The organism is Polyangium mundeleinium, assembly GCF_028369105.1.
GTDB classification, from domain to species: domain Bacteria; phylum Myxococcota_A; class Polyangia; order Polyangiales; family Polyangiaceae; genus Polyangium; species Polyangium mundeleinium.
The window spans coordinates 4,292,122-4,314,097 of the sequence record NZ_JAQNDO010000001.1 but is presented as its reverse complement, the minus strand read 5'-3'; the positions used below and the strand labels follow the sequence as shown (position 1 = coordinate 4,314,097).

Sequence of the window (21,976 nt, the reverse complement as noted above, 5' to 3'; positions counted from 1 at the left end):
GGCCCCGCAGCGCGCCGCCTTGACACGTCCGGGATGCGCGCCTCGAATGCGCCGGACACGGAGGAGCCGAGGATGCTGGGTCAGGAAGTCGAACCGCTGATGCAGTCCATCGAGGAGGCCGCGGCCGGCCTCCTGTTCCCGAGCGAGTCGGACTTCCCGATCGAGGCCTACCGCTTCGGTGAGGAGGAGCCGACGCCGGGCGCGGTGCTGCACGCGCGCGGCCTGCCCCCGGACACGCCGGTCGAAGAGACGTCGCTCGGGTCGTTCTTCGAGGGCCTGGTCGAGGGCGACGACGACGGGTCCGGCCGCTTCCGCGCGCTCGTCGACCTGCTCCAGCGCGAGCTCACGGACCTGCGCGTCTACCGCGTGGGCAAGGTCGACATCGACGCCGTCGTCCTCGGCCGGCACCCGTCAGGCGTGTGGCTCGGCGTCACCACGAAGCTGGTGGAGACCTAGTCGCCCCTCTTCGCCTCAATCTCTTCCTGGACGTCCTCGTCCACGGCCGGGAGGAAGTCGTACCCGGTGCGCCGCTCGATCTCGTCCACGGTCGTCCGGTACTTCTCCCAGCCCTCGTCCTGGATGCCCTCCTTGTTCGGCATCAGGACCGCGATCACCGGGGTCGACTCCGTCACATCCGCAGGCCCCTCGCGCGGCTCGAGCACAACGACGATCTTGAAGTACGTGTCAGGCACCGCGACGCCCTTGCCGATCGTCTTCGAGGCCTTCTTGCCCCGCTTGAGCACGCCGCCCGCCATGACGAAGAGCTGCTTGCCCTGCTTGCGGCCGAGGTTCTCGCAGTGCTCCTCCAGCCGGAGCCAAGGCCCGGCGTTGAGGTCGTGGTACTGCGGCAGGATGTTCGTCATCAGGAAGGTGACTTTGTTGTCCTCGGGCGAACGGGTCCGCTCCTCCGAGCGCACCATGTGCCCCCGGTCGTACCCCGAGCCCGTGTAGTCGTCGTGCGTGACCCGGTAGAAGCCCGAAGGCAGCTCCGGATCCGTCATGAACTTCCCCTTGTGCCGCGGCGCATCGCCGAACCAGGACGCGTTGATCTGCCAGCTCACCCAGTTCGCAACGTTCTGATCCGCGTTGTACGAGAGCGCGTACTGAGGCTTGCGCATCACGTAATCGTCCGAAGGATCGTCATCCGTCGGGACGCCAAGCGCGAGGTGAACGCTGGCATCCGCAGGCTTTCCCCCGCCCCCATGCGCAGGGCTGCCCTTGGGCCCAGGCGCCGCGGACGGGCCCGGCGTCGCCGTCGGACGCGGGCGGGTCTTCCCTTCCCCCGACCCCTGCGAGGCAAAGTCGTCGAACCAACGGTCCGCCTTGCACGCATGCAAGAGCGCCCCGAGCCCGCCAAAGAGCGCCACGACGAACACGCCGAGGGTACCTGCCTTGCGCCGCTTTCTGGATGCAGTCCGGCTCACGTGATCGCGCCTCGTTTCGCTGGCAACGCTATATCATGCTCCCAGGGAGCGTCCCGGCCGTCGAGAGGAGAAGTCCACGCAAGCTCGCACCCCAGCAGCGCCATGGGGGTAGCAGAGGTGCGACGGAGCGCGCTAAGGTCGCGCGTGGGCATGAATCGAGGGACGACGTCTTGAGGCGGATCCCCGGGTACGCCGTCGGCTCGTACTACAAGCTGGGTTCTCCCCTGGCCGGGCTGAACGCGAACCCGATGCGCGGGCTCGTCTACCTCGTGACGAACCAGCGCAAAGAGCCCATCCCAAGCTCAATCCAGCACCCCCTCCACCCAGGCCGAACCATGATGCGCCTGGAGACCCCCGCAAGCGCCTACGCCTACGTCGCCGACATCGTCGCAGTGCACGAGCGCGACGTGCGCACAGCCCTCAGCATCACGAAGCCAAACATCGCACTCGTGCCCATCCCAGCCGCCAACGTGGTGCGCGGCAACCGCGCGACCGATCGATGGCCAAGCCGCGACCTCGCCCTCGAACTCGAACGTCTCGGCTTCGGCAAGGTGCGTCCCTGCGTGGTGCACAAAGACGCGATGCGCCCGCGCTTCAGCTACGAAGAAGACCCCGCACACGACCTCGCCCAAAACCTCGTCATCATCGGAAGGCCGATGCCCAACGAAGCCGTCATCTACATCGACGACATCGTGACCTCCGGCGATCGCGTGGCCGCCATCGATCAAGCCCTCGGTCAACCCCCCGCCGCAGGCATCGTGACCACCGCCGTCTCCGAAGAAAAAACCCGCTACGACGCCTACAAGCTCCGCACGTTCGCCCTCGGCTACGACCCCGCAACGTCGCCCTGGAAGCTGATGATTCTCTGAAGGCAGCGCAGGCGCCGGGGTTTCACCCCGGACCCCGACCAGGGGTTGTCCACCCCTGGACCCGGACCAGCCAGGGGCTGGACCCAAGTTCGATGAACTGCGCTCCGCGCAGTTCATCGAACAGCCAGGGTCAAGACCACAGATGATCCTGCCAACCAAGACGGCGGCGCTGCAGGTTCAACTTGCAGCGTGCCCGTCGCCAGCTTGAGACCCACCTCCATGGTCTTGCCACCGGCCCGTTGGAAGAACTGCGCGGAGCGCAGTTCTTCCACCCCCGGTCCAGGCCGTGCCTGGTTCGGGTCGAGGGGCGAACAGCCCCCGCGGGGTCCGGGGCAGCGCCCCGGCGCGACGCCTCCACGGAGAGACCCAGCTTCAGGGCAGGAACATTCGCAGGAGCTCGCAGATCTCTGGATCGAGTGTGCCGCGCTCGATGACGTTCTCCAGGGACTCTGCGTTTGCGAGTTCCTCGGCGTACTGACCGAGGAGGGGGAATCCTTGTGCGGCGAGGGGGGCGAGGAGCTCCTTCCGGGCGAGCACGCGCTCCATCAGCTCGATCTTGCTGCGGAGCACGCCGCCCCATAGGTCGCGCGCGCGTGGCACCACGCTGAGACGGCTCGACTCGATGAACGTGAAGAAGCCTCGCTCGCTGCGGAACCACTCCTCGACGTGCTTCACGATGCGCGAGTCCTCCAGGAGCAACACCTCGCGCTGGGCGAGGAGTCCCTCGCGGGAGGGGTCGTCGTCGGAGAGAACGGCGAGGTGTGCTTCGATTGCCCCGAGCTCGCCTGGGATTTGCACCAGCCGACGACGCCAGATCGGCATCTTCTCCACCAGCACCGGCGCGCCCACGTGCGTCAGCCACAGGTGCGGCGGCAGCACGCAGCCCATCACGTCGGCCAGCGTCAGCCTCCGCTCGAACTCCGTCACGGCTTGGATGCGTGGACGGCCGGGACGTACGAAGAACGTCGTCGCGCGGATGCCGGCCATGCTCTCCAGCACGAGTGCGGTTGGCATGCCGAACGCGAGCCCGATCGGCGCGGCGTACTTCTCTGCCGTATCCTCGTGCGTCAGGGGCGCGGGGGCGCCGTCTGGGCGCATGCGATCGGTCCCGCCGGAGTGGCCGTAGTCGTGCCCGAGGGCGGCGAGGAGATCTCGCGCCAGCACCGATGGGGGCGTCCCGGCTTCGAGCATCCGGCCGAGCGCGTCGCAGAGGACGGCCGCGATCGCGTCGAGGGTTGGGTACACGCGCATCGGCGCTTCCTTCACCTCGTCTGGCAGCGGCACGGCCTCGGGCCACTCGAGCAGCAGCAGACGCAGCAGCACCTCGTCGTTGTGCAGCGTCCGGTGGAAGGCGTTGTTGATCCGGAGCAGCCGCTCGACGCGGCATGAGCGCACCTCGAACACCCGGATCAGACGCTCCATGGCGTCGAGGTCCATGGTGAAGCGCTGGGCGGCTTCGAGGTCGATGCCCTCTTCGAGGATGCGGCGGCGGAGCGCGGGCGAATGGATGGGCCACGCGTTGGGGCTGATGCGCGTCTCGATGAAGGAGCGGAGCGTGGCCTCGTCGCGGCACGCGCTCGCGCTCAGGGCTTCACCACGGCCTCCGCTCATGGCCGAGCACTGTACCTGGATTTGCTCTCCGTGGGCGAATCCTCGGCAACGGGCGCCGAAGGCGGCTCGCCGAACACTTCATTCATCGATGGCGTCGCGGATGTTGGCCCCCATCAGCTTCGTGCCGGTCCGCGAGGCGCCGCTCAGCGTGCAACGACGGAGGTCCGCGTCACGCAGATCGGCGCCGTCGAGCTTCGCCTTCGCGAGGTTCGACCCGGCGAGCAGCGCGGCGCGGAAGTTCCCGTTCGTGAGGTCGGCCGAGGTGAAGTGCGAGCGCGAGAGATCGGCGCGGCCGGCGATCACGTTCTGCAGGTTCGCGCCTTCGAACCGGGCCTCGTGCATGCGGGCTTGGCGCAGGTCGGCGCCGTCGAGGATCGCGCCGTCGAGGTTCGAGCGGTCGGCCTGCACGCGGCCGAGGTTCGCGCCTTTGAGGTTCGCCCGCTGGAACTTCGCGCCCTCGCAGGTGGCGCGCGTCAGGACGGCATTGTCGAGGCGGGCCGACGCGAACGACGAGCCTGCGAGCGCCGCGTTCTCCCAGGTGGAGCCCTTGGCGTCGATCTCGTGGAAGTTCGTGTCGGTGAGGGCCACTCCTTCGGCGTGGGCCTGATCGAGGCGGGCGCCCTGGAAGCTTGCGCCTTTGCCGCGGGCGTCGACGAGCTTGACCTCGGGCAGAACGGCGCGTTCGAAGACGGCGGCTTCGAGCGAGGCGCCCGTGAAGTCGGCGCCGAGTGCGTCGAGGGCGCGGAAGCTCGCGCCGTCCCAGGTGCCGCGGGCGAAGACGGGGGCGCGGCCGCGGCAGTTGTCGAAGCTCGCGCTGCTGCCGCGGGCGGAGGCGAAGATGGCTTGCTCGATGGAGGCGCCGTCGAAGCGGGCTTTTTCGAGGTGGGCGCGGGAGAGGTCGGCGCCTTTGAGGTCGGCGCTGCGCAGGTCGGCGCCTTCGAGGTCGGCGTCGACGAGGCGGGTGCCGGAGAGGCGGGCGCCTTCGAGGTTCGCGCCGGAGAGCTTGGCGCCGCCGAGGTCGTGGCCGGAGAGGTTCGCGCCTTTGAGATCGAGGTTCGAGAGGTCGGCGCCGGCGACGGAGAGGCCGTGGAGCGGGTTGCGCTCGCCGGCGCGGAGGCGCGCGAGCACGGTGGCGCGGAGGCCTGTCTCCTCGGGAGTCGCGGATGCGGCCGCGGGCGGTTCAGGCACGGCCCCGGGCGCCGGAGGCACGACTCCAAGCGCCGCAGGCACGGCCCCAAGCGCCGCAGGCACGGCCCCAAGCGCCGCAGGCACGGCCCCAAGCGCCGCAGGCACGGCCCCAAGCGCCGGAGGCACGGCCCCAAGCGCCGGAGGCACGGCCCCAAGCGCCGCAGGCACGGCCCCAAGCGCCGCAGGCACGGCCCCAAGCGCCGCAGGCACGGCCCCAAGGGCCGGAGGCACGGCCCCAAGGGCCGGAGGCACGGCTCCAAGCGCCGCAGGCACGGCTCCAAGCGCCGGAGGCACGACCCCAAGCGCCGGAGGCACGACCGCAGGCGGCGCAGGCACGACCGCGGGCGGCGCAGGCACGACCCCAAGGGGCGCAGGCACGACCGCGGGCGGCGCAGGCACGACCGCGGGCGGCGCAGGCACGAACGCGGGCGGCGCAGGCATGCCTCCCGAAGGCGTCGGCACCCGCAAGGGCGGTGGTTGCACCATCGGCGGTGGCCCTGGCACGGTCGCCGGCAGCGGCGGACGCACGCTCCCCGGCGCTCGATCCCCGGCTCCACCCTTCTCGAACGGCGTCGCCGCCGTCCGCTTCGCTTCAAGCTCCGCCAGATCGATCGCGCGGGTCGCGTCCTCGTCGTCCCGGCGGAACGGCCTCGGCGGCGGCGCCGGCGGCATGCCCAGCGCGGCACGCGCCTGCGCGGCGGCGCCCGGCAGCGCATTCGTGAAGGGCATCGCCGGGCGCGACGGCGGCTCGTCCGGATCGATGGCGCGCGTGCGCATCATCGGATCATCGTCGTCATCGACACGCGGGCGCGGCGGCGGCGGCGGCGTGTTCGGCGGGAGCACCGTCGGCGCACCGGGGGGCCGCGGCTGGAACGGGAGCACCGCCCGCGAGGCCGATTTCTCGTCCCGGACCGGAAGCGTCGTGAAGATGTCCGCCGCCGGAGCCGGTGTCTGCGCAGCGAGCACGACCGGCGCGGGCGCCGGCGCACGCATCACCTCAGCCGCCTCCGGCCAGCGAATCGGGTTGCCCGGGAGCTCCACGTCCGCGAAGGCGCGGAGCTGCGGCACGGTCTCCAGCCGGTCGAACGCAAAATTGCCCCGGAAAACGAGGGACGCGACGAGCCGATCCGCGTCGATGACCAGAAAATCCGCGGCCAGGTCGATCACGCGCCCCTGCCCCGGCCCACCCGGGCCGACGAGGAACGTACACGCCTTGGCGCGGACCTGCGGCAGCCGCGACTGCACACGCGGCAGGGTCGGGTGCATGCCGTCGAGGACGATCCACTCCTCGCCGCGGAAGAACTCGATCTGCTGATCGGGCGGCGCCGGGTTGAACCAGCGGAAGTCGAAGCCGTCGGGGATGTCAGCGACGACGCCGTCGAGCCGCTTCCGGTCGACGTTCCCGAGCAAACGCCGGCGATGCGGCCAGTAACGCCCGTACGGGCCAAAGCCCGCAGCGCGCGTGGGGCCACGCGGATCCACGAGGTTCGGCAGCGTGGGCGCGCTCGGGGGCACGCCGACGGGGTTGTCGTCGGTCAGAGCAGCGCGCTCGTAGATGAGCGGCATGCGGTCGAAGGGCCGAGGCGCCTGGGGCGCATTCGCGGCGCGGTCGCCGAAGACGTGGATGGTCTTGTCGAGCAGGCCACGCTCCCGGAAGATCGCAAGGCGCGCAGAGAGCGCGGGGACGGGCCGGCCACTGGGGGCGCAGGCGTGGCCGGAGAGGACGACCCCCGCCGAAGGCAAATACGGCGCGGTCTCGAGGGCCTCGAGGACACTCGACGCCGGGCTCTTGTCGCGGTTCTTCTCCTCGCGGACGAGGTCGAGGGCCGTCGTCGGCCAGGCCGTGCGCTCGTGCGTGAGCGAGACCGTGAGCTTGAGGAAGATCGTGGCGCGCAGGACGCCGCCGCTGCGCCAGAGCGTCGAGCCACAAGCGACAGGCTTGAGGGCAGAAACGGGGATCGGGAAAGGTGACGTGGAGGGCACTACCCGCGTTCCTGGTGAAGCGCTTTACGTCGCGCGTGGGAAGGACCGTATCCCCGGCAGGGAGGCCAAGGCAAGGGCTTCCGCAGCGGAGCATGGGTCTCTCCTCACAGGCCGTTGCCGCCGGGGCGCCGCCCCGGACCCCGCGGGGGCTATCCGCCCCTCGACCCGGACCAGGCACGGCCTGGACCGAAGGTGGAAGAACTGCGCGCAGCGCAGTTCTTCCAACGGGCCGGTGGCAAGACCACGGAGGTGGGTTTCAAGCGGGCAGCGTGCACGCTGCTGGTTGAACCTGCAGCGCTACCGCGTTGATGGGCAGGGTCGCTCCTGGTCTTACCTGCGGCTGTTCGATGAACTGCGCGGAGCGCAGTTCATCGACCCCGAGTCCAGCGCTTGCGCTGGTCCGGGTCCAGGGGTGGACAACCCCTGGTGGGGCCTGGGGCAAAGCCCCAGCTCCGCGCCGTCAAGGGTGCTCACACCTTCGAGCGCCCGAGCCTGCCCTTCTTCCGCGCGTCCCGACGGAACTCGAGGCATTGCCACGACCCCGCCTGGAACTCCCGACACGTGCTCGCGCGCTCCGCGTAAATCGAGCAAATGCTCCGGCCCTCGGGCCGCGTGAAGTAGATACAGGCCCCTTCGTGCGTCGTGGGGAACGCCATCATGCCGAAATGGCCCTCGTCCACGTGCTCGGCGAGGTCCTGCCTGCCCGTCCGACGCCAGAGGACGAGGTCGTCCTCTGTCAGGGGGATGTTCCCCTGCCCTGCTTCGCAGCAGGCTCCGCAGCGCGTGCAATCGAGCGGCTCGCCCGTCTCGGGATCGACGGGCGCCTCCCGCTCGGTGGCGAGTTCTGGATCGAGCGGGAGGTGCGTCTTGTCGTTCATGCCTTCAGAAAGGGGAGAATCTCGCTCATCACGCCGAGCTCGGCGTTCGTGTACTTGTTGTACCCGCCATACCAGCCCTCGGTCGAGAGCTGCACGAGCCCGTAGCCGCCGTACCCGTCCGACTCATAGTCCGAGGGCGCGAGGCCCATCGACTGTAGCACGGTGCCGAGCCACTGGTTGTAGACCAGCCCGACGTGCGAGTCGACGAGGTTGTTCCCGTCCGCCTTGCTCGCCGGTTTTTGCAGGTTGCGATAATCGCAATAGTTGCCCGTCGAGAAGAACCCGTCGGCGCTGCCGGCCGTGACCACGGCCATCTCGATGGGGTCGTGCGTGACGCAGCCCGATTCCTGGGTCCATTGCACGAGGGAATGGTCCAGCACGGAGCCGCCGCTCGCGTCCTGCAATGCGTCGAGCTTGGAGACGAGGTCGAGGTAGACGTCCTCGAAGAAGCGCCGGTGCCCCGCGAAGTTGAGCTCGTGCCTCTCGGCGTTCACGTTCGCCTGGTGTGCCACGTCCTGGTGCCAATCGCCGACGTAATTCGAGAAATGGTCGCCGATGTTCATCGTCACGATGCGGCAGGTATCGCAGGCGAACGCGGCCACGATGACGTCGTTCATGAGCTGCCAGAACCGCTTCTGCGCCTCGGGGTCGACCGAGAACGAGGAGCCCCACTCGTCGATCGACGAGCTCGCAGGCGCCTGGATGTCGCCGCAGGACGCGCTCACGTTGAGCTTGCGATCGAGCTCGTTCACGCGATCCATGTGGTCGTCGAGCCGCTGCTTGTCCTTCGAGGAGAGGCGGCGCGTCCCGTCCCGCAGGCGCTTGTAATCCGCGAGCACGCGGTCGACGATCGGCGGGCGCGTCTGCGTCGGATCCTGCGGGGGCACGAAGATCTTGTTGAAGAGCGCGAGCGAGTCGTTCTCCGGCGCCACCGACTGGATCGTACCCGTCTGGTTGCCGGGGTTCGACCATCCGTGGGACATCCCGCCGCTGCCGACGACGATCGAGCGCTCGCGGATCGAGCCGAGATCCGGATAGAACTTGCTCGACCAGGCGAGGATCTGATCGAGGGTCTGCTTCTTCTTCTCCCAGATCGCCTGGCCGTCCGCGCCGTTGCCGTCGTTGTCCGCGTAATTGCCGAGGTGGCCGCCGCGGTGGTGGGCCAGGTAAAACGTGACGTCGAGCCCGCGTAGCACGTTCATCTTTTGCACGAGCGCGCTCGTGAGCTTCGAGGAATCGCCCGCGAGGACCGGGGAGAGCGAGGCCACGCCATTCGCAGCTTCGAGCGCAAGCGCGCCGCGCCGGATGTCGTGACCGGCATACGACGTCGATTGCGTGAGCGTCGTGTCGTTCGGGTACATCCGCGGCTGCCAGACGCCGCCATGTTGCGTCGCGAGCGCGACGAAGCGCTTCGGTCCACCGGCGGCGAACGCCTCGTCCTTGCCGAAGAGGGAGGGGAGGAAGGGGATCGCCAGCGTGAACCCCGCCGCGCCTCGGAGCCACATGCGTCGGTTGAGCTTCTTTACCATGTCAATCTCCAGTTTCCGGGCCGTTGTTCACGCAGCATCAATCCACGAACGAGCGCATGCGGAACGCCGTGCTCCGCGCGATGGATCGGAGGACGTCCGCCATGGGCTTGCCCTCGTCGAGGGCGAGCTTGACGTCTTCGAGCGCGCAGGCGTCGCGATCGAGGTCCTCCAGCCGGCCGAAGGTGAACCGGAAGTATTGCCTGGCAAAACATGCATACGGCTTGGGGCTCGCGGCGATGAGGCTCGTCAGATCCGCCGCGTTCTTCGCGACCCGCTCGTCGCCGCTCTCCACGCGCGGCACGACCTCCGTGTCCACCGTGGCCGTACTCACGACGGCGCCCGTATCCGGATCGAAGAGCGCCTGCTCGGTGCGAACGCGCCCGAGGGAATCGAAATTCTCGGTCGCGAAGCCGAGCGGGTTGATGATGACCTTGTGGCAACCGGCGCACGCGCCTTGCCCGGTCAGCTCCTCGACGACCTGCCGCGTGGACAGGCTCTCGCTGAGCTGCGGCGGGTTTGCCGCGGCGTTCGGCGGCGGCGGCGGGATGTCATCGCAGAGCAGCGCCTTGCGGATGAACACGCCCTTCATGATGGGGCGTGTATTCGCCGAGCCCGTCGAAAGGAAGGCCGCGCGGGTCAGGAGCCCGACGCGCTCCGGCTCGGTGAACTCCGGCGGCTCGCCGCTCCCCGACCAGACCGGCACGTGATAGATGCTCGCGAGATCCTCGGTCCGGGCGAACGATTTGCGGCTCGTGAGCAGATCACGGAACGTGCCCGGCTCCTCGAACGTGTAATGAAGCGCCGCGTCCGTGACCTCGGCGAGCATGTGCTCGCGCAGATCGGGCCCCGGGGTATACCCCGCGGTGAATGCGTCGAAGAGCGGCGTGCCCACGCGGGCGTCGAGCTCTTCCAGCGTGGTGTTGTCGAGCCATTGCCCGAAGAGCTCGCCCATGGCCGCGTGCGTGCGCGGGTCGCTCCAGATGCGCTCGACCTCGGCCTCGTAACCGGCCTCGGTGAGCAGCGCGCCGCTCCGCGCCGACGCGAAGAGCGCCTCGTCGGGAAGCGTCTGCCAGAAATGGTACGAGAGGCGCGAGGCGAGCTCGTACGCGTCGAGCGGCGCTGTGGAATCACTCCCGTCCTGTCCGTGCTCGACGAAATACATCAGGTGCGGCGCATTCAGGAGGAGCGCGACGACGTCGGCGTAGTCGGCCGCGTCGAAGGGAGCCGCGCCGGCCGGGCCTCGATAAAAGGCCACGTCCTCGTCCGTCACGGGCCTGCGCAGGGCGCGCTCGCCGAAGCGGCGGATCATGTCGTCGAGGCAGGCGTCGTCATTCGCCGCGTCGGCGTCCGTCGCGCAGGCGCCCGCGAGCTCCGCGAGCCGCGAGGGCGAGGCCGTGAGCGCCTTGCCGATCTCGCCGCCCACGCGGTACGCGCCGTCCACGTGCTGCTGCTGGAGCGCCTGATCGAGGCGCGTGAAGCCGGCATAATGTTTATCCGGGCCGACACGCCGATCGTCCGGGAGCTGCGCGAACAGCGGATCGGCCCCGCCGAGGATCTCCGCGGCCGCGGAGGGCGCCGCGAAGCGCACCAGCTCCGAGACCGTATTGCGGTATTGCAGGTGGCTCAGCCGGCGCAGCGGCAGCGCCTCCGGCACCGCCTCCGTGTCGCATACAAACGACGTGGGCGTCGAGCCCCCCTTCCCGTCCAGAGGCTCACCAATGAGCCCCGTGCAGGCGCCGGTGAGGGCGCCGAGTGCCAAAAGCCATGGCCAGCGTCTTCGCATCATCGAAAAGGACCTCCTGGCAAGAGCGTTCACGAGGCTTTCCCCCGCGCACGAGGGCACCACCGTATCCGCATCGGCAGGCGCACGCCAGAGCATCGAACGGCCGAAAACCGCGCCGCATCGCGCAAAGCTGACATTGTGTCCTGGCACTGGATCCAGGGCTGCGCGTCACAACACGTCGAGAGACAGGCCCCTTGACGCCCCGCCGTCGCGCGGATCTCCTTTGCCGCGGAGGATTCTCAGCATGCTCGATTCGGCGGCGTTCGTGGGCAAATACGGGAAAGCGGCGCTCGCCGCGGCGGCGCTCGTGCTCGTCGCTTGTGGTGGCGAGGCCGCGGGAGGCTCGGGCGAGGGCGGCAGCGCAGGCCAGGGCGGCGCGGGAGGACAAGGCGGCGGCGGACCGGGCGGCGGCGGGCAAGGAGGCCAGGGCGGCGGCGTCGTCGACCCGGATCTCGTGCCCATCTTCGTCGCGCAGGGCATGGTCGGCCGGACGGTCATCTCCTGCGACGACGGAAGGACCTGGGTCGGCAACCGCTCGGACGACGACACGTATCCCTGCTTCTCCAGCAGCGAATTCGATTGTGATCACCGCCCCGGGGCGGGTCGCGGCATCACCTACGGCAATGGCTACTTCGTCGCGACGTTCGGGTGGGGCGAGCCCGGCTCGATCCGCCGCAGCAAAAACGGCGTCGACTGGGAGACCGTGCTCGAAGGCAAGACGTTCGCGGGCATCGTGTACGGCAGCGACCTCTTCCTCGCAGGCGAGCGCCCGCCGCAGGTCGCGGACGCGTTCGGTGGGGCGTGGGCCCCGGGCGGCGACGTGAATTCCGAGGTGTGGAACGTGCGCCGGACCGGCTTCGCGCCGCACGACGGCGGCCGCTTCCTGCTCGCGTTCAACAGCGGCAATGGCAACGACCTCAACGTGAGCAAGGACAAGGGCGCGACCTGGGCGCGCCCGACCACGCTCCCGGCCGAATGCGCGGGCGACATTCAATGGGCCGGCGGCTTCGCCTATGGCAAGGGAACGATCGTCGTCCTCGGCAGCACGGGCGTCGCGTGCCGTTCCCTCGACGGCGGCGACACCTGGACCGCGTCGAACATCGGCGGCGAGGTCGACGCGCGCCTGCTCTGGACCGGCGACACGTTCGTCACGTGGGGCCGCGACGCGAACTACGTCTCCCAGCGGTACACGAGCCCGGACGGCGACACGTGGACGAAGACGCCGATCGAGGTGCGCAAGAAAAACGCGGACGGCACCACGCAGACGAGCCCCGGGCCCCTCGTCGGCGCCGTGGCCCGGAGCGACGGGGGCACGTACGTCGCCGTCAATGGCAACTGGGGGCAATGGTACGACGATCAGCGGTTTTTCCGGAGCACGGACGGCGTTACCTGGGACGAGCTCCCGGTAGGCTCGTTCACCGGCAGCCACCCAATCCAGTTCATCACCCACGGCGTCGGCGAGCGCAGCGCCGTCTGTCCGTGATGTCCTACCGGGTGTGAAATTCCAGGCGCGCGACATCTGCTCAATTCGAGCAACACGCGCCCCGATTGCTCCCCTCCCCTCGGTTTTCCCGCCTGAAACGCGCCCTTCGCGCGCTGGCACGCCGGTTGCCAATACGAAGCCGCACAGAACAACCCCCCTTCCTCGGGAGGAGAACCTCATGCGTGCTTATCCGGTCCTCGGTATCCTGTCCTCCATGGCGATCCTGTCGGCGTGTGGCGCCGATGATACACGGAGCGAAACGCCCGATCCCGGGCCGACCTGCGCGGCGATCCTCGAAACCGAGGGCACGCTCGGCGGCGCCTCGGCGGCGCAGGCGTATTGCGCGGGCGGCATGGCGCGCATGCAATCGGGCGACGGGTGGCGCATTTCGGCCGAATACCAGGTGACGGACGACCCCGCGGACGGCGCGCTCAGCGCGCGATTCTGGGGCACAGGCGACGTGGAGGAGGATCAGCCCGTGACGCCGGTCGTGGGTATCGTGGAGGTATCGTCCCCCGACGCGCCGAGCGAGATCCTGTGTGTCGGGGAAGCCAGCTCGGTGACGCGCGGATCCACGCCGGACAAGGATTCCTTCACGTTGCCCTCGCTCACGCGGCTCGGCGCTTGCCCGGGCGGCGAGGCCACGACGGACATGGTCACGGCCTTCGTCACGGGTGACCTGATGACGGGGCTCACGACGGAGTTCGGAGGGACGCTCGGCGGCGTTGCGCTCGGCGGCGCGGACGGCCTCACGTGCGCGGGTCGCGCGTGCGAGGTCGCGTTCGAGGTCGCGGGGAAGCGGGGCCTGCTCGAGCTGAAGCTGCATGCCCCCATCGGGGAAGGCTCGTTCGAGACCATGATCGACGAGGCGTATCTCGCGTATCCGCTCGACCAGGCGCGCGTCGCGTTTTTCTGCGGCGGGCCGGCGTCGCTCGTGCGGGGCAGGATCGAGGGCACGCGAATCGACATCGAATTCACGCTCGCGGTGCCCTCGGCGCTCGGGAGCTGCCCGGGAACGCCGTTCGAGGGCACGCTCTCCGCGCGCGGCGTCGCGCCCTGAAAAACCCCCGCGCGCAGGCCGCCGCAGGCGGGATTACCCGCCGGTCCCGGTCCGCTTGACGTGGTGGATGCCGAGCAGCTTGTTCCAGAGCTCGTAATCGACCTCCTTCTTCATCACGTACCAGTGCACGTCGTCGGCGAACATGCCCGCGCGGCCGAGGATCTCGCCACGCTCGCGGTGCCGGATATCCATGTACGTCGCATTTTCGAAGAGCGGGGCGCCCGGCGGGAGCACGCGGAGATCACGCAGCTCGTCCGCGGTCAGATCCGGCAGGGCCTCGTGGGCCTCCTTGATGTCGTAGGCGCTGTGTCCCTCCTCCTTCTCCGGATGCGACGCATCCATTCCGATGTTTTGCCCGGCGAGCGCGGTCGGGTTGAGGTCGTGGAGGTATTCCTCGGGATGCTTGTCCGGCGTCATGGCCTGGGGTGCTTTCGGATGCTTCACGTCGTCCTCCTCCGCGCGTTCCTCTCGCGGCAAAAGCGGACGTGGTGCCGAGGCTTTCCCGATACAAGCGGCGCTGCGTGGCTCGGCTCGACCGCCGCGGGCCGTCAATCCAGGCGAACGTGGAACGGCCGCAGGACGTCGCAGACCATTCCGTGATACTTGATCAGGCCGGCGTCGAACGTCACGAGCGCCGCGCTCCGCTGAAACGCGACCCACAGGTACACGAGATCCGTCGCATTCGAGAACGGCGCGCGATCCCGCAGATGACGCTGAAGGCGCTCGAACAACACGTCGATCTCCTCGACGCTCGTGATCGGCACGAGCTCGACGGCAAGCGCGGCGAAGAGCTCGGCCATGCCCGGCCACGCGGAAGGGCCCCCGAAACGCCCGAGCTTCTGCGCTGCGGCGCGCACCTCGAACCAGAGCTCCGGGGGCGCGAAGACCTCGGCCCGGCCGGCCGCGTGGGCGGCGCGCAGGCGCTCGAGGAAATCGACCGCGTCCGCATGGCCGGGGTCGGCTTCTTTCATTGCGGCGACGAGCACCGAGCTATCGAGGACCAGGCGGACGTTCACGCGGACGCGCGCGACGCTAGCACCACCGCGGCCGGCCCGTCGAGCCGGAGCTCGCCCTCGGCGAGGCCTTGCCGCACGGCCTCGCCCCCCGCGCCGCCGAAGCGGTTCTCCTCGGTCGCGAGGACGAGCTGGTAGGCCCCCCCTTTCGCGAGCTTCTCCCGCAGCTTCCCGCGCACGTTCATCCAGACCGAGACCTCCTCCCCGCCACGCCACCGCCGGAGCACGAGCGCGTCCTCGCCCACGGCGCGGGCCTCGAACGTGCCCCGCTCCCGCGCGCGCAAGGCCGGGTGCTTGGCGCGCAAGTGCAGGAGCTCGCGGTAAAGCTCACGCACGCCGGCGTGCGCAGGTGCGTCCCGCTCGTCGTACGAGAGCTTCGAGGCGAGGAACGTCGACGCCGCCTGTGGATCGGGGATCTCGACGCCCTGGAACGACGCGAAGGCGGAAAACTCCTTCCGACGTCCCTCCGTGACGAGGCGGCCGAGCTCCTCCTTGTGATCCGTGAAGTATTGAAACCGCGTCTTCGCGTTCCACTCCTGCCCCATGAAGAGCAGGGGCACGTACGGCGAGAGCAAGAGAAGCGCGCTCATCGCCCGGAAGGCCGCGGGGCTCACGCTCTCCGCCAGGCGGTCGCCGAACGCGCGGTTGCCGATCTGATCGTGATTCTGGATGCAATGGACGAGCCGTGTCGGCGCGATCGATCGCGCGGACGTCCCCCGGGGTTTGCCCGTCCGCGGCGACGTTTGTCCGCTGTAGGACCAGCCCTCGTTCAGGGTCCGGGCGAGGTCCGCAACGCTCCCCGAAAAATCTTGAAAATAACCGTCCTTGTCCCCGGCGAACGCGCGGCGCATCTGGTGGTGGAAATCGTCGGCCCATACGGCATCGAGCCCGAGCCCGCCTTCGTCCACGGACCGGACGAGGCGCTCGTCGTTGCGCTCGTCCTCGGCGATGACCACGATTCGTTTTCCCCCGCCCGCGTGGCGGGCACGCTCGGCGATCTCGCGCAGGATGTGCGGGTCGCTGTCGTCGCGAATCTCGTGGGTCGCGTCCAGCCGGAGCCCGTCGGCGTGATAGTCGCGGATCCACATCTCGGCGTTGCGCGCGAGAAACTCGCGGACGGGCCGCGCGTCCTCGCCGTCGACGTTGAGCCCCTCGCCCCACGGCGTCTCGTGCCGATCCGTGAAATAACGCCGCGTGTAGGCGCGGAGGTAATTGCCGTCGGGCCCGAGGTGGTTGTAAACGGCGTCGATGATCACGGCGAGCCCGTGCGCGTGCGCCGCGTCGACGAGGCGCATGAGCCCGAGCGGCCCTCCGTAGGAGACCTGCGGCGCGTAAAGACACACCCCGTCGTAGCCCCAGTTCCAGCGCCCCGGGAAGCTCGCGAGGGGCATCAGCTCGAGGGCCGTGATCCCGAGGGCACGAAGCTCGGCGAGGTGCGGGATCAGCGCCTCGAACGTGCCTTCGGCCGTCGCCGTGCCCACGTGGATCTCCTGAAGGACGAGGTCCTCGGGGCGCACCCCGCCAAACGCTTGGTCCGTCCACGAGAACGAGAAACGCCTGGCCTCCGAGGGCCCGTGCACCCCGAAGGGCTGCGAGCGCGAATACGGGTCGGGAAATGGCCCCGCGCCGCCCACGCCGAATTTGTAGAGCACGGACGCCTCGGGCCCGGAGGCGGCCACGCGCGCCCGAAAAACCCCGCCGGGCTCGGCCGCCATGGGAAGGCGTACCCGCTCGGTCACGGCATCCGCGTCGAACAGGACGACCTCGGCGTGCGCATGCTCGGGCGCCCAAATGCGGAAAACGACGTCGTTCCCCTCGAACGACGCGCCGAGCGGAGGGTGATTCGTCGGGTTCTTCATGCCACCCCCTCGCCTCCCGGCGGCTGCCGCGCGAGCAACGCCACCGGGAAGCTGCCGAGCACCTGCGAGAGGGGCAATCCGAGCCCAGCGTCCGTGGGCGTCGTTTCCATCGTCTCGCCGGTGAACAGGTTTTCGTACACGCATTTCGTGGCCCCGCCGGCGGGAGGATCAATTCGGAGCGTGGTGTCACCCCATGCGGCGCCGATCGGCGGCTCGCTCCGCCCATTCGCGAGGCGCGCGGTCAGGCGCGGGGTCACGACGAGGATCTCCTGGTCCCGGGTCCGCCGCGCGAACGCCACCACGTGATCCTTGGCGGGCCCCGAGGCCCCGAGCGGCACGTAAGCGCCCTCCGGCCCGAAGAGCGCGCGCGTCGTTCGCCGCGCTTCGAGGGCGACCCGCGTGACGTAGAGCTTGATGCGGCCGTCACTCGCATGCGCGACGAGCGCCCGCGCGAGCGCCGCCCTGGATGCGGGCGCGCGCCGCTGCGCCTCGATGTCCGCGAGGATCTGCCGGCGCACTCCGAAATCGACGGGCTTCGGTTGTCCGGGTCGACCAGGCTGAAGTCCCAAAGTTCATTGCCCTGATAAATGTCCGGCACGCCGGGCGACGTGAGCTTGAGGAGGAGCTGCGCGAGCGAGCCCCACATGCCGTGGTAGGCCACGGTGCGCGCGAGCGGGAGCAGCGCCTCGCGGAACGCGCGCGTCTCGGGCCCGTCCGCCAGCGTCGTGCGGACGAAATGCTCGACGGCCGCGTCGTACGTGGGATCCGCGTTGATCCACGAGGTATTGACCTTCGCCTCCTTCGTGGCCTTGCGCATGTAGTCGACGAGCCGCTCGACGTACACGGGCGAGGCCGATTCGGCGCCGAACGGCCAGGTCCCGAGCAAGGTCTGGTAATACAGGTACTCTTCGTTGCGATCGGGCGCGGAGATCCCTTCGAGTTCCTCGCGGAACGGCGCGGTCGCCTCGGCCAGGCGATACAAGGTGCCGGCCCAGTCCGAAGGCAGCTCGGAGAGCACGTGGATCCGGGCGCGGACGTCCTCGCTCCGCTTCGTGTCGTGTGTCGTGGTGGTGAGCATCGACGAGGGCCAGAGCCGCTGCCGGGCCTCGTTCCCGCGGTGCATCTCGTCCACGCCAATCCCGAACCGCTCCGGCTCGCCGCCGACCTCGTTGAGCGAGACCAGGCGGTTGTACACGTAAAACGCCGTGTCCTCCAGCCCCTTCGCGGTCACGGGGCCCGTGAGCTGCTGGAATCGCATCACGAAGTCGCGGCGGCTCGCGAGCTCCTGCTCGGCGAGGTGCGGCGGGCGTTCGAGGAGGAGGATTCCGCCGAGGAACGTGTACACCGAGGCGTCCGTCGTGGGATTGCGCCGCCGCGCCGCCCGCAAGGCCGCGCGAATGGCCGCGGCGTCGCGCGGCGCCACGCTCGTCGTGCCCTCGTGGAGGTACGTCCGGTACACCGGGAAACACGCGATGACCTCGCGCAGCGCGTCCGTGAGCGTGCCGAGCGTGAAATCGCGGGTATGCCGATCCCGCTCGGAGATGCGGTTGAGCGCGCTCGCGAGGACGTTGAGCTCGCTCGCGAGCGAGCTCTCCAGGATGACCTTCTTTTTCTGGTACGCGAGCGTCCCGAAGTCGAGGTGCAACCCCGTAAATCCCTCGTAGATGGAGGTGATCGTCCGCTCGGCGCTCCGATCCACGAAGAGCGCGGAGGCGAGCGCGGCGAAATCGTAGCCGCTCGTCCCCTGGACCGCCCAATCACGCGGCAGCTCCTCGCTGCGCGAGAGGATCTTCTCCACGGCGATGTAAAGGGGCCGCGGCGGATCCTCCGGGCGTTTCTCCGCGTCGCGATCGAAGCGGCCCAGGAGGAGCGATTGCAACGCCGCCGCCGCGCCCTTGCCGTCCTCGGCCCCCGCGAGCGCGCGGCGCGCGCGGTGAAGAAAAAACGTACGCTGGAGCCGGCAGAAATACGTGGAGGGTGCCCATAGGCCGTCCGGGTGATCGATCCGGAGCCCCGTGACCTTCCCCTCGTCCATGAGCTGGAGCAGGAGCCGGTGCGCCGCCTCGAACACCGCGGGGTTTTCCATGCGGATCGCCCCGAGATCGTTGATGTCGAAGAAACGACGGTAATTGATCTCCTCCGCGGCCACGCGCCAGTAGCTCAGCCGGTAGGCCTGGTTTTCGAGGAGCGTGTCGAGCGCGTCGAAGCTCCGCGGCTCACCCTTTTGCCCGTTCATCACGCGGATCCGCTCCTCGATGGCCTGCGCGACCGCGGGCGACTCGGCGACGAGGGCTGCGAGCCGCCGCTTGAGGATCTCCTTCTCGCGCCGGCGCTCGATCACCTTCGACCGATGCGTCTCGCCCTGCGGCGGCAGGTGCCCAAGGCCCGTGAGGATGCTCATGAGCTCGAGCACCGCATCATCTTCCTCGCCGAGCGCGCGGGTGAGCGATGGCACGATGGGCTCCAGGATGAGCGGGAACGTCCGCGGGGAGAGCGGCAGGGGATTGCCATAACAACGCACGAAGAACGCGCCGTGCTCAAATGAGAGCTGGAGGTCGCCGTTCTCCAGCACCTTGCCGTAATGCTCGCCGAGCACCGGCAGGAGCACCCGCCGTTCGAGCTCGCTCTTCAGCGGGTGCCAGTCGATGTCGAAGAACGGCGCATAAAGCGAGCTCGGCCCATTTTCGAGCACGTCCATCCACCAGGCGTTCTCCGCCGTGTGGACCCCCATGTGGTTCGGCACGAAATCGAGCAGCAACCCCATCCCGCGTTCCACGAGCCGCGCGTGGAGGGCGTCGAAATCGGCGCTCGTGCCGATCTCGGGATTCAGGCTGTTGTGATCGACGAGGTCGTAGCCGTGCATGCTGCCCGGCCGCGCCTTGAAGAAGGGTGACGCATAAAGATCCGTCACCCCGAGCAGGTCGAGGTACTCCACGATGGCCGCGGCGTCCTGGAACGTGAATGCTTGGTTCAACTGGACCCGATAGGTCGCACCGGGCACGCGCGCGCCCGCGAGGATCGTCTCGTAAAGCCCCTCGGCCGGGTCCGCTCCGGCGGCCTTCGGGCCCTCTGGGGGCGCCTTGTCGGTCGCATCCATCTGCATCATGGTCATCCCTCAGATCACGCTCTTCGCGCCGGGCTCTTGCTTGCGGCAAAGGCGGAGCACCGCCATCGAGCGCGACTCGAGGACGTATTGCTCACCCGCCCCGGTCGGCAGGCCGATCTCGGGCGCCGCCGCGGTGCGGGTATCGATGACGACCTCCCAGCGCTCGCCCCACTCGATGGCCGGAAGGACGAAGGGCATGGGCTCGTGGTGCGCATTGCAGAGGATGAGGAGCGTGTCCCCTACGATGGGCTCGCCGTGCATGTCGGTCGAGGGAATGGCGTCGCCGTTGAGGAACATCTGGAGGGCCCGCCCGTGCGGGTTTTGCCAGTCCTCGGCGCGCATCTCCCGGCCGTCCGGGCGGAACCAGACGATGTCCTTCATCTCGCTGCCGCGGATGTAGCCGCCCGAGAAAAACCTCTTTCGGCGCAGCACGGGCTGCTCGTGCCGGAACGCCGAGAGGCGCCGGACGAAATCCAGCATCGACCGCTGCCGGGCAGAGACCTCCCAGTCGTGCCAGGAGATCTCGTTGTCCTGGCAGTAGGCATTGTTGTTCCCGCGCTGGGTCCGGGCGAGCTCGTCGCCGCCGCAGATCATCGGCACGCCCTGCGAAATCATCAGGGTCGTGAAGAAATTCCGCATCTGCCGATCGCGCAAGGCCACGAGGGCCGGATCTTCGCTCTCGCCCTCGACGCCGTGGTTCCAGCTGTCGTTGTTGTCCGCGCCGTCGCGGTTCTCCTCGCCGTTTGCATCGTTGTGCTTGTGGTCGTACGTGACGAGGTCGCGCAGCGTGAAGCCGTCGTGGGCCGTGATGAAATTGATGCTCGCGGTGGGCCTCCGCCCGCCGCCCTCGTAAAGGTCACTCGACCCCGTGAGCCGATACCCGAGCTCGGCGGTGACCATGGCGTCGCCCTTCCAGTAACGGCGCACGACGTCCCGATAACGACCATTCCACTCGGTCCACAGGACGGGGAAATTGCCCACCTGGTAGCCCCCCTCGCCGACGTCCCAGGGCTCGGCAATGAGCTTTACACGCGAGAGGATCGGATCCTGGTGGATGATGTCGAAGAACGCGCTCAGCCGGTCGACGTCGTGGAGTTCGCGCGCGAGCGTCGAGGCGAGATCGAAGCGGAAGCCGTCGACGTGCATCTCCGTCACCCAGTACCGCAAGCTGTCCATGACGAGCTTGAGCGTCTGCGGGTGCCGCATGTTGAGCGAGTTCCCCGTGCCCGTGTAATCCATGTAATACCGCGGGTCCCCGGGGACGAGGCGATAATACGTGGGGTTGTCGATGCCCTCGTAGCAGAGCATCGGCCCGAGGTGGTTGCCCTCGGCGGTGTGGTTGTAGACGACGTCGAGGATGACCTCGATCCCGGCCGCGTGGAGCGTCTTCACCATCCGCTTGAACTCGGCGACCTGCTCGCCCCTCCGGCCCATCGAGGCATACCGGCCCGCCGGCGCGAAGTAGGAGAGGGTATTGTAACCCCAATAATTCTTGAGCCCCCGGTGGACGAGCATCGGGTCGTCGACCATTTCGTGCACGGGAAGAAGCTCGACCGCGGTGACGCCGAGCTTCTTCAGGTAGGTGATCGCCGGCTCGGAGGCGAGCGCCGCGTACGTGCCCCGGAGCGAATCCGGGATGTCGGGGTGCCGAACCGTGAAACCTTTGACGTGGAGCTCGTAAATCACCGTGTCGCGCCAAGGCGTCCGCGGCTGTTTGTCGTTCTCCCAGTCGAAGACGTTGTCGACGACGACGGCCTTCGGCGCGCCCCACGCATTGTCCTCCTCGCACATGGCGAGGTCCTGATCGGGGTGGCCGAGTTTGTAGGGGAACATCGGCGCCCGCCAGTCGACCTCATTGGCGACGGCCTGGGCATACGGGTCGCATAAGAGCTTGTGCGGGTTGCACCGGAGGCCCCGCGTCGGGTCGTAAGGGCCATGGACGCGATATCCATACAGTTGACCCGGGCGGAGCGCAGGGACATAGCCGTGGAAGACGTGCGCGGTCCGTTCTGAAAGGACAATCCTGTCTCGCTCGGACCGGTCGTCGGGGTTCTCGAAGAGGCAAAGCTCTACCCGCTCGGCATTCTCCGAGAAGAGGGCGAAGTTCACGCCGAATCCGTCGTAGAAGGATCCCAAGGGGTACTCGCGACCGGGCCAGAAGCGTGCGGGCATGGAGTCCTGTCCATAGCA

The 21,976-nt window shown here is 68.8% G+C and carries 16 protein-coding genes; 4 read left to right on the top strand and 12 right to left on the bottom strand.

What is annotated here, in order from left to right; genetic code table 11:
- The first annotated feature begins 72 nt into the window (after positions 1 to 72).
- Positions 73 to 456 (top strand): nuclease A inhibitor family protein, encoded by a 384-nt coding sequence (locus tag POL67_RS17255; protein WP_271918465.1) that lies wholly within the window; start codon positions 73 to 75, stop codon positions 454 to 456.
- Here POL67_RS17255 and POL67_RS17250 read toward each other — a convergent pair.
- Positions 453 to 1,424 carry a DNA/RNA non-specific endonuclease gene (locus tag POL67_RS17250; protein WP_271918464.1) on the bottom strand — a complete coding sequence of 324 codons (972 nt, stop codon included), beginning with the start codon at positions 1,422 to 1,424 and terminating at the stop codon, positions 453 to 455. The two genes, POL67_RS17255 and POL67_RS17250, sit on opposite strands and share 4 nt — an antisense overlap.
- A 170-nt stretch (positions 1,425 to 1,594) precedes the next feature.
- On the opposite strand from POL67_RS17250, the gene POL67_RS17245 reads away from it, so the two are divergent.
- Entirely contained in the window at positions 1,595 to 2,293 is a 699-nt protein-coding gene (locus tag POL67_RS17245) for a hypothetical protein (RefSeq protein ID WP_271918463.1), read from the top strand.
- Between the two features lie 372 nt (positions 2,294 to 2,665).
- Here the strand turns inward: POL67_RS17245 and POL67_RS17240 are convergent, their stop codons facing one another.
- From POL67_RS17240 to POL67_RS17220, 5 genes are all read right to left on the bottom strand, one after another.
- Positions 2,666 to 3,904 (bottom strand): hypothetical protein, encoded by a 1,239-nt coding sequence (locus POL67_RS17240; RefSeq protein WP_271918462.1) that lies wholly within the window; start codon positions 3,902 to 3,904, stop codon positions 2,666 to 2,668.
- Between the two features lie 78 nt (positions 3,905 to 3,982).
- Positions 3,983 to 7,075 (bottom strand): pentapeptide repeat-containing protein, encoded by a 3,093-nt coding sequence (locus POL67_RS17235; RefSeq protein WP_271918461.1) that lies wholly within the window; start codon positions 7,073 to 7,075, stop codon positions 3,983 to 3,985.
- A 470-nt stretch (positions 7,076 to 7,545) separates the two neighbouring features.
- On the bottom strand, positions 7,546 to 7,953 hold the full coding sequence (locus POL67_RS17230) for a YkgJ family cysteine cluster protein (RefSeq protein ID WP_271918460.1): 408 nt from the start codon (positions 7,951 to 7,953) through the stop codon (positions 7,546 to 7,548).
- Complete coding sequence (locus tag POL67_RS17225; protein WP_271918459.1) at positions 7,950 to 9,482, bottom strand: DUF1552 domain-containing protein; 1,533 nt, start codon at positions 9,480 to 9,482, stop codon at positions 7,950 to 7,952. The genes POL67_RS17230 and POL67_RS17225 overlap by 4 nt, the downstream gene beginning before the upstream one ends.
- Positions 9,483 to 9,519: 37 nt before the next feature.
- Positions 9,520 to 11,268 carry a DUF1588 domain-containing protein gene (locus POL67_RS17220; RefSeq protein ID WP_271918458.1) on the bottom strand — a complete coding sequence of 583 codons (1,749 nt, stop codon included), beginning with the start codon at positions 11,266 to 11,268 and terminating at the stop codon, positions 9,520 to 9,522.
- Positions 11,269 to 11,509: 241 nt separating this feature from the next.
- Between POL67_RS17220 and POL67_RS17215 the strand changes: the two genes are divergently transcribed.
- Together POL67_RS17215 and POL67_RS17210 are read left to right on the top strand one after the other, a co-directional pair.
- The gene (locus POL67_RS17215) at positions 11,510 to 12,748 is read left to right on the top strand and encodes a sialidase family protein (RefSeq protein WP_271918457.1); all 1,239 of its coding nucleotides are present in this window, start codon (positions 11,510 to 11,512) and stop codon (positions 12,746 to 12,748) included.
- Between the two features lie 178 nt (positions 12,749 to 12,926).
- Positions 12,927 to 13,808, top strand: coding sequence for a hypothetical protein (locus tag POL67_RS17210; protein ID WP_271918456.1), 882 nt, complete (start codon positions 12,927 to 12,929; stop codon positions 13,806 to 13,808).
- A 33-nt stretch (positions 13,809 to 13,841) separates the two neighbouring features.
- Here POL67_RS17210 and POL67_RS17205 read toward each other — a convergent pair whose 3' ends face one another.
- From POL67_RS17205 to glgX, 6 genes are all read right to left on the bottom strand, one after another.
- Complete coding sequence (locus tag POL67_RS17205; RefSeq protein ID WP_271918455.1) at positions 13,842 to 14,252, bottom strand: hypothetical protein; 411 nt, start codon at positions 14,250 to 14,252, stop codon at positions 13,842 to 13,844.
- Positions 14,253 to 14,356: 104 nt separating this feature from the next.
- Complete coding sequence (locus tag POL67_RS17200) at positions 14,357 to 14,824, bottom strand: type II toxin-antitoxin system VapC family toxin (protein WP_271918454.1); 468 nt, start codon at positions 14,822 to 14,824, stop codon at positions 14,357 to 14,359.
- Positions 14,821 to 16,680 (bottom strand): malto-oligosyltrehalose trehalohydrolase, encoded by a 1,860-nt coding sequence (gene treZ, locus POL67_RS17195; RefSeq protein WP_271918453.1) that lies wholly within the window; start codon positions 16,678 to 16,680, stop codon positions 14,821 to 14,823. Before treZ ends, POL67_RS17200 begins: the two co-directional genes overlap by 4 nt.
- The gene (locus tag POL67_RS17190) at positions 16,677 to 16,937 is read right to left on the bottom strand and encodes a hypothetical protein (RefSeq protein WP_271918452.1); all 261 of its coding nucleotides are present in this window, start codon (positions 16,935 to 16,937) and stop codon (positions 16,677 to 16,679) included. Before POL67_RS17190 ends, treZ begins: the two co-directional genes overlap by 4 nt.
- Positions 16,934 to 19,786 carry a malto-oligosyltrehalose synthase gene (gene treY, locus POL67_RS17185; RefSeq protein WP_271918451.1) on the bottom strand — a complete coding sequence of 951 codons (2,853 nt, stop codon included), beginning with the start codon at positions 19,784 to 19,786 and terminating at the stop codon, positions 16,934 to 16,936. The genes POL67_RS17190 and treY overlap by 4 nt, the downstream gene beginning before the upstream one ends.
- A gap of 9 nt (positions 19,787 to 19,795) precedes the next feature.
- Complete coding sequence (glgX, locus tag POL67_RS17180) at positions 19,796 to 21,958, bottom strand: glycogen debranching protein GlgX (protein WP_271918450.1); 2,163 nt, start codon at positions 21,956 to 21,958, stop codon at positions 19,796 to 19,798.
- Positions 21,959 to 21,976 lie beyond the last annotated feature (18 nt).

Coding starts and splice junctions, on each gene's coding strand:
- POL67_RS17230 (WP_271918460.1), bottom strand. CDS start 7,953: ATGAACGACAAGACGCACCTCCCGCTCGATCCAGAACTCGCCACCGAG.
- POL67_RS17225 (WP_271918459.1), bottom strand. CDS start 9,482: ATGGTAAAGAAGCTCAACCGACGCATGTGGCTCCGAGGCGCGGCGGGG.
- POL67_RS17215 (WP_271918457.1), top strand. CDS start 11,510: ATGCTCGATTCGGCGGCGTTCGTGGGCAAATACGGGAAAGCGGCGCTC.
- glgX (WP_271918450.1), bottom strand. CDS start 21,958: ATGCCCGCACGCTTCTGGCCCGGTCGCGAGTACCCCTTGGGATCCTTC.
- POL67_RS17240 (WP_271918462.1), bottom strand. CDS start 3,904: ATGAGCGGAGGCCGTGGTGAAGCCCTGAGCGCGAGCGCGTGCCGCGAC.
- treZ (WP_271918453.1), bottom strand. CDS start 16,680: ATGAAGAACCCGACGAATCACCCTCCGCTCGGCGCGTCGTTCGAGGGG.
- POL67_RS17255 (WP_271918465.1), top strand. CDS start 73: ATGCTGGGTCAGGAAGTCGAACCGCTGATGCAGTCCATCGAGGAGGCC.
- POL67_RS17220 (WP_271918458.1), bottom strand. CDS start 11,268: ATGATGCGAAGACGCTGGCCATGGCTTTTGGCACTCGGCGCCCTCACC.
- POL67_RS17210 (WP_271918456.1), top strand. CDS start 12,927: ATGCGTGCTTATCCGGTCCTCGGTATCCTGTCCTCCATGGCGATCCTG.
- treY (WP_271918451.1), bottom strand. CDS start 19,786: ATGATGCAGATGGATGCGACCGACAAGGCGCCCCCAGAGGGCCCGAAG.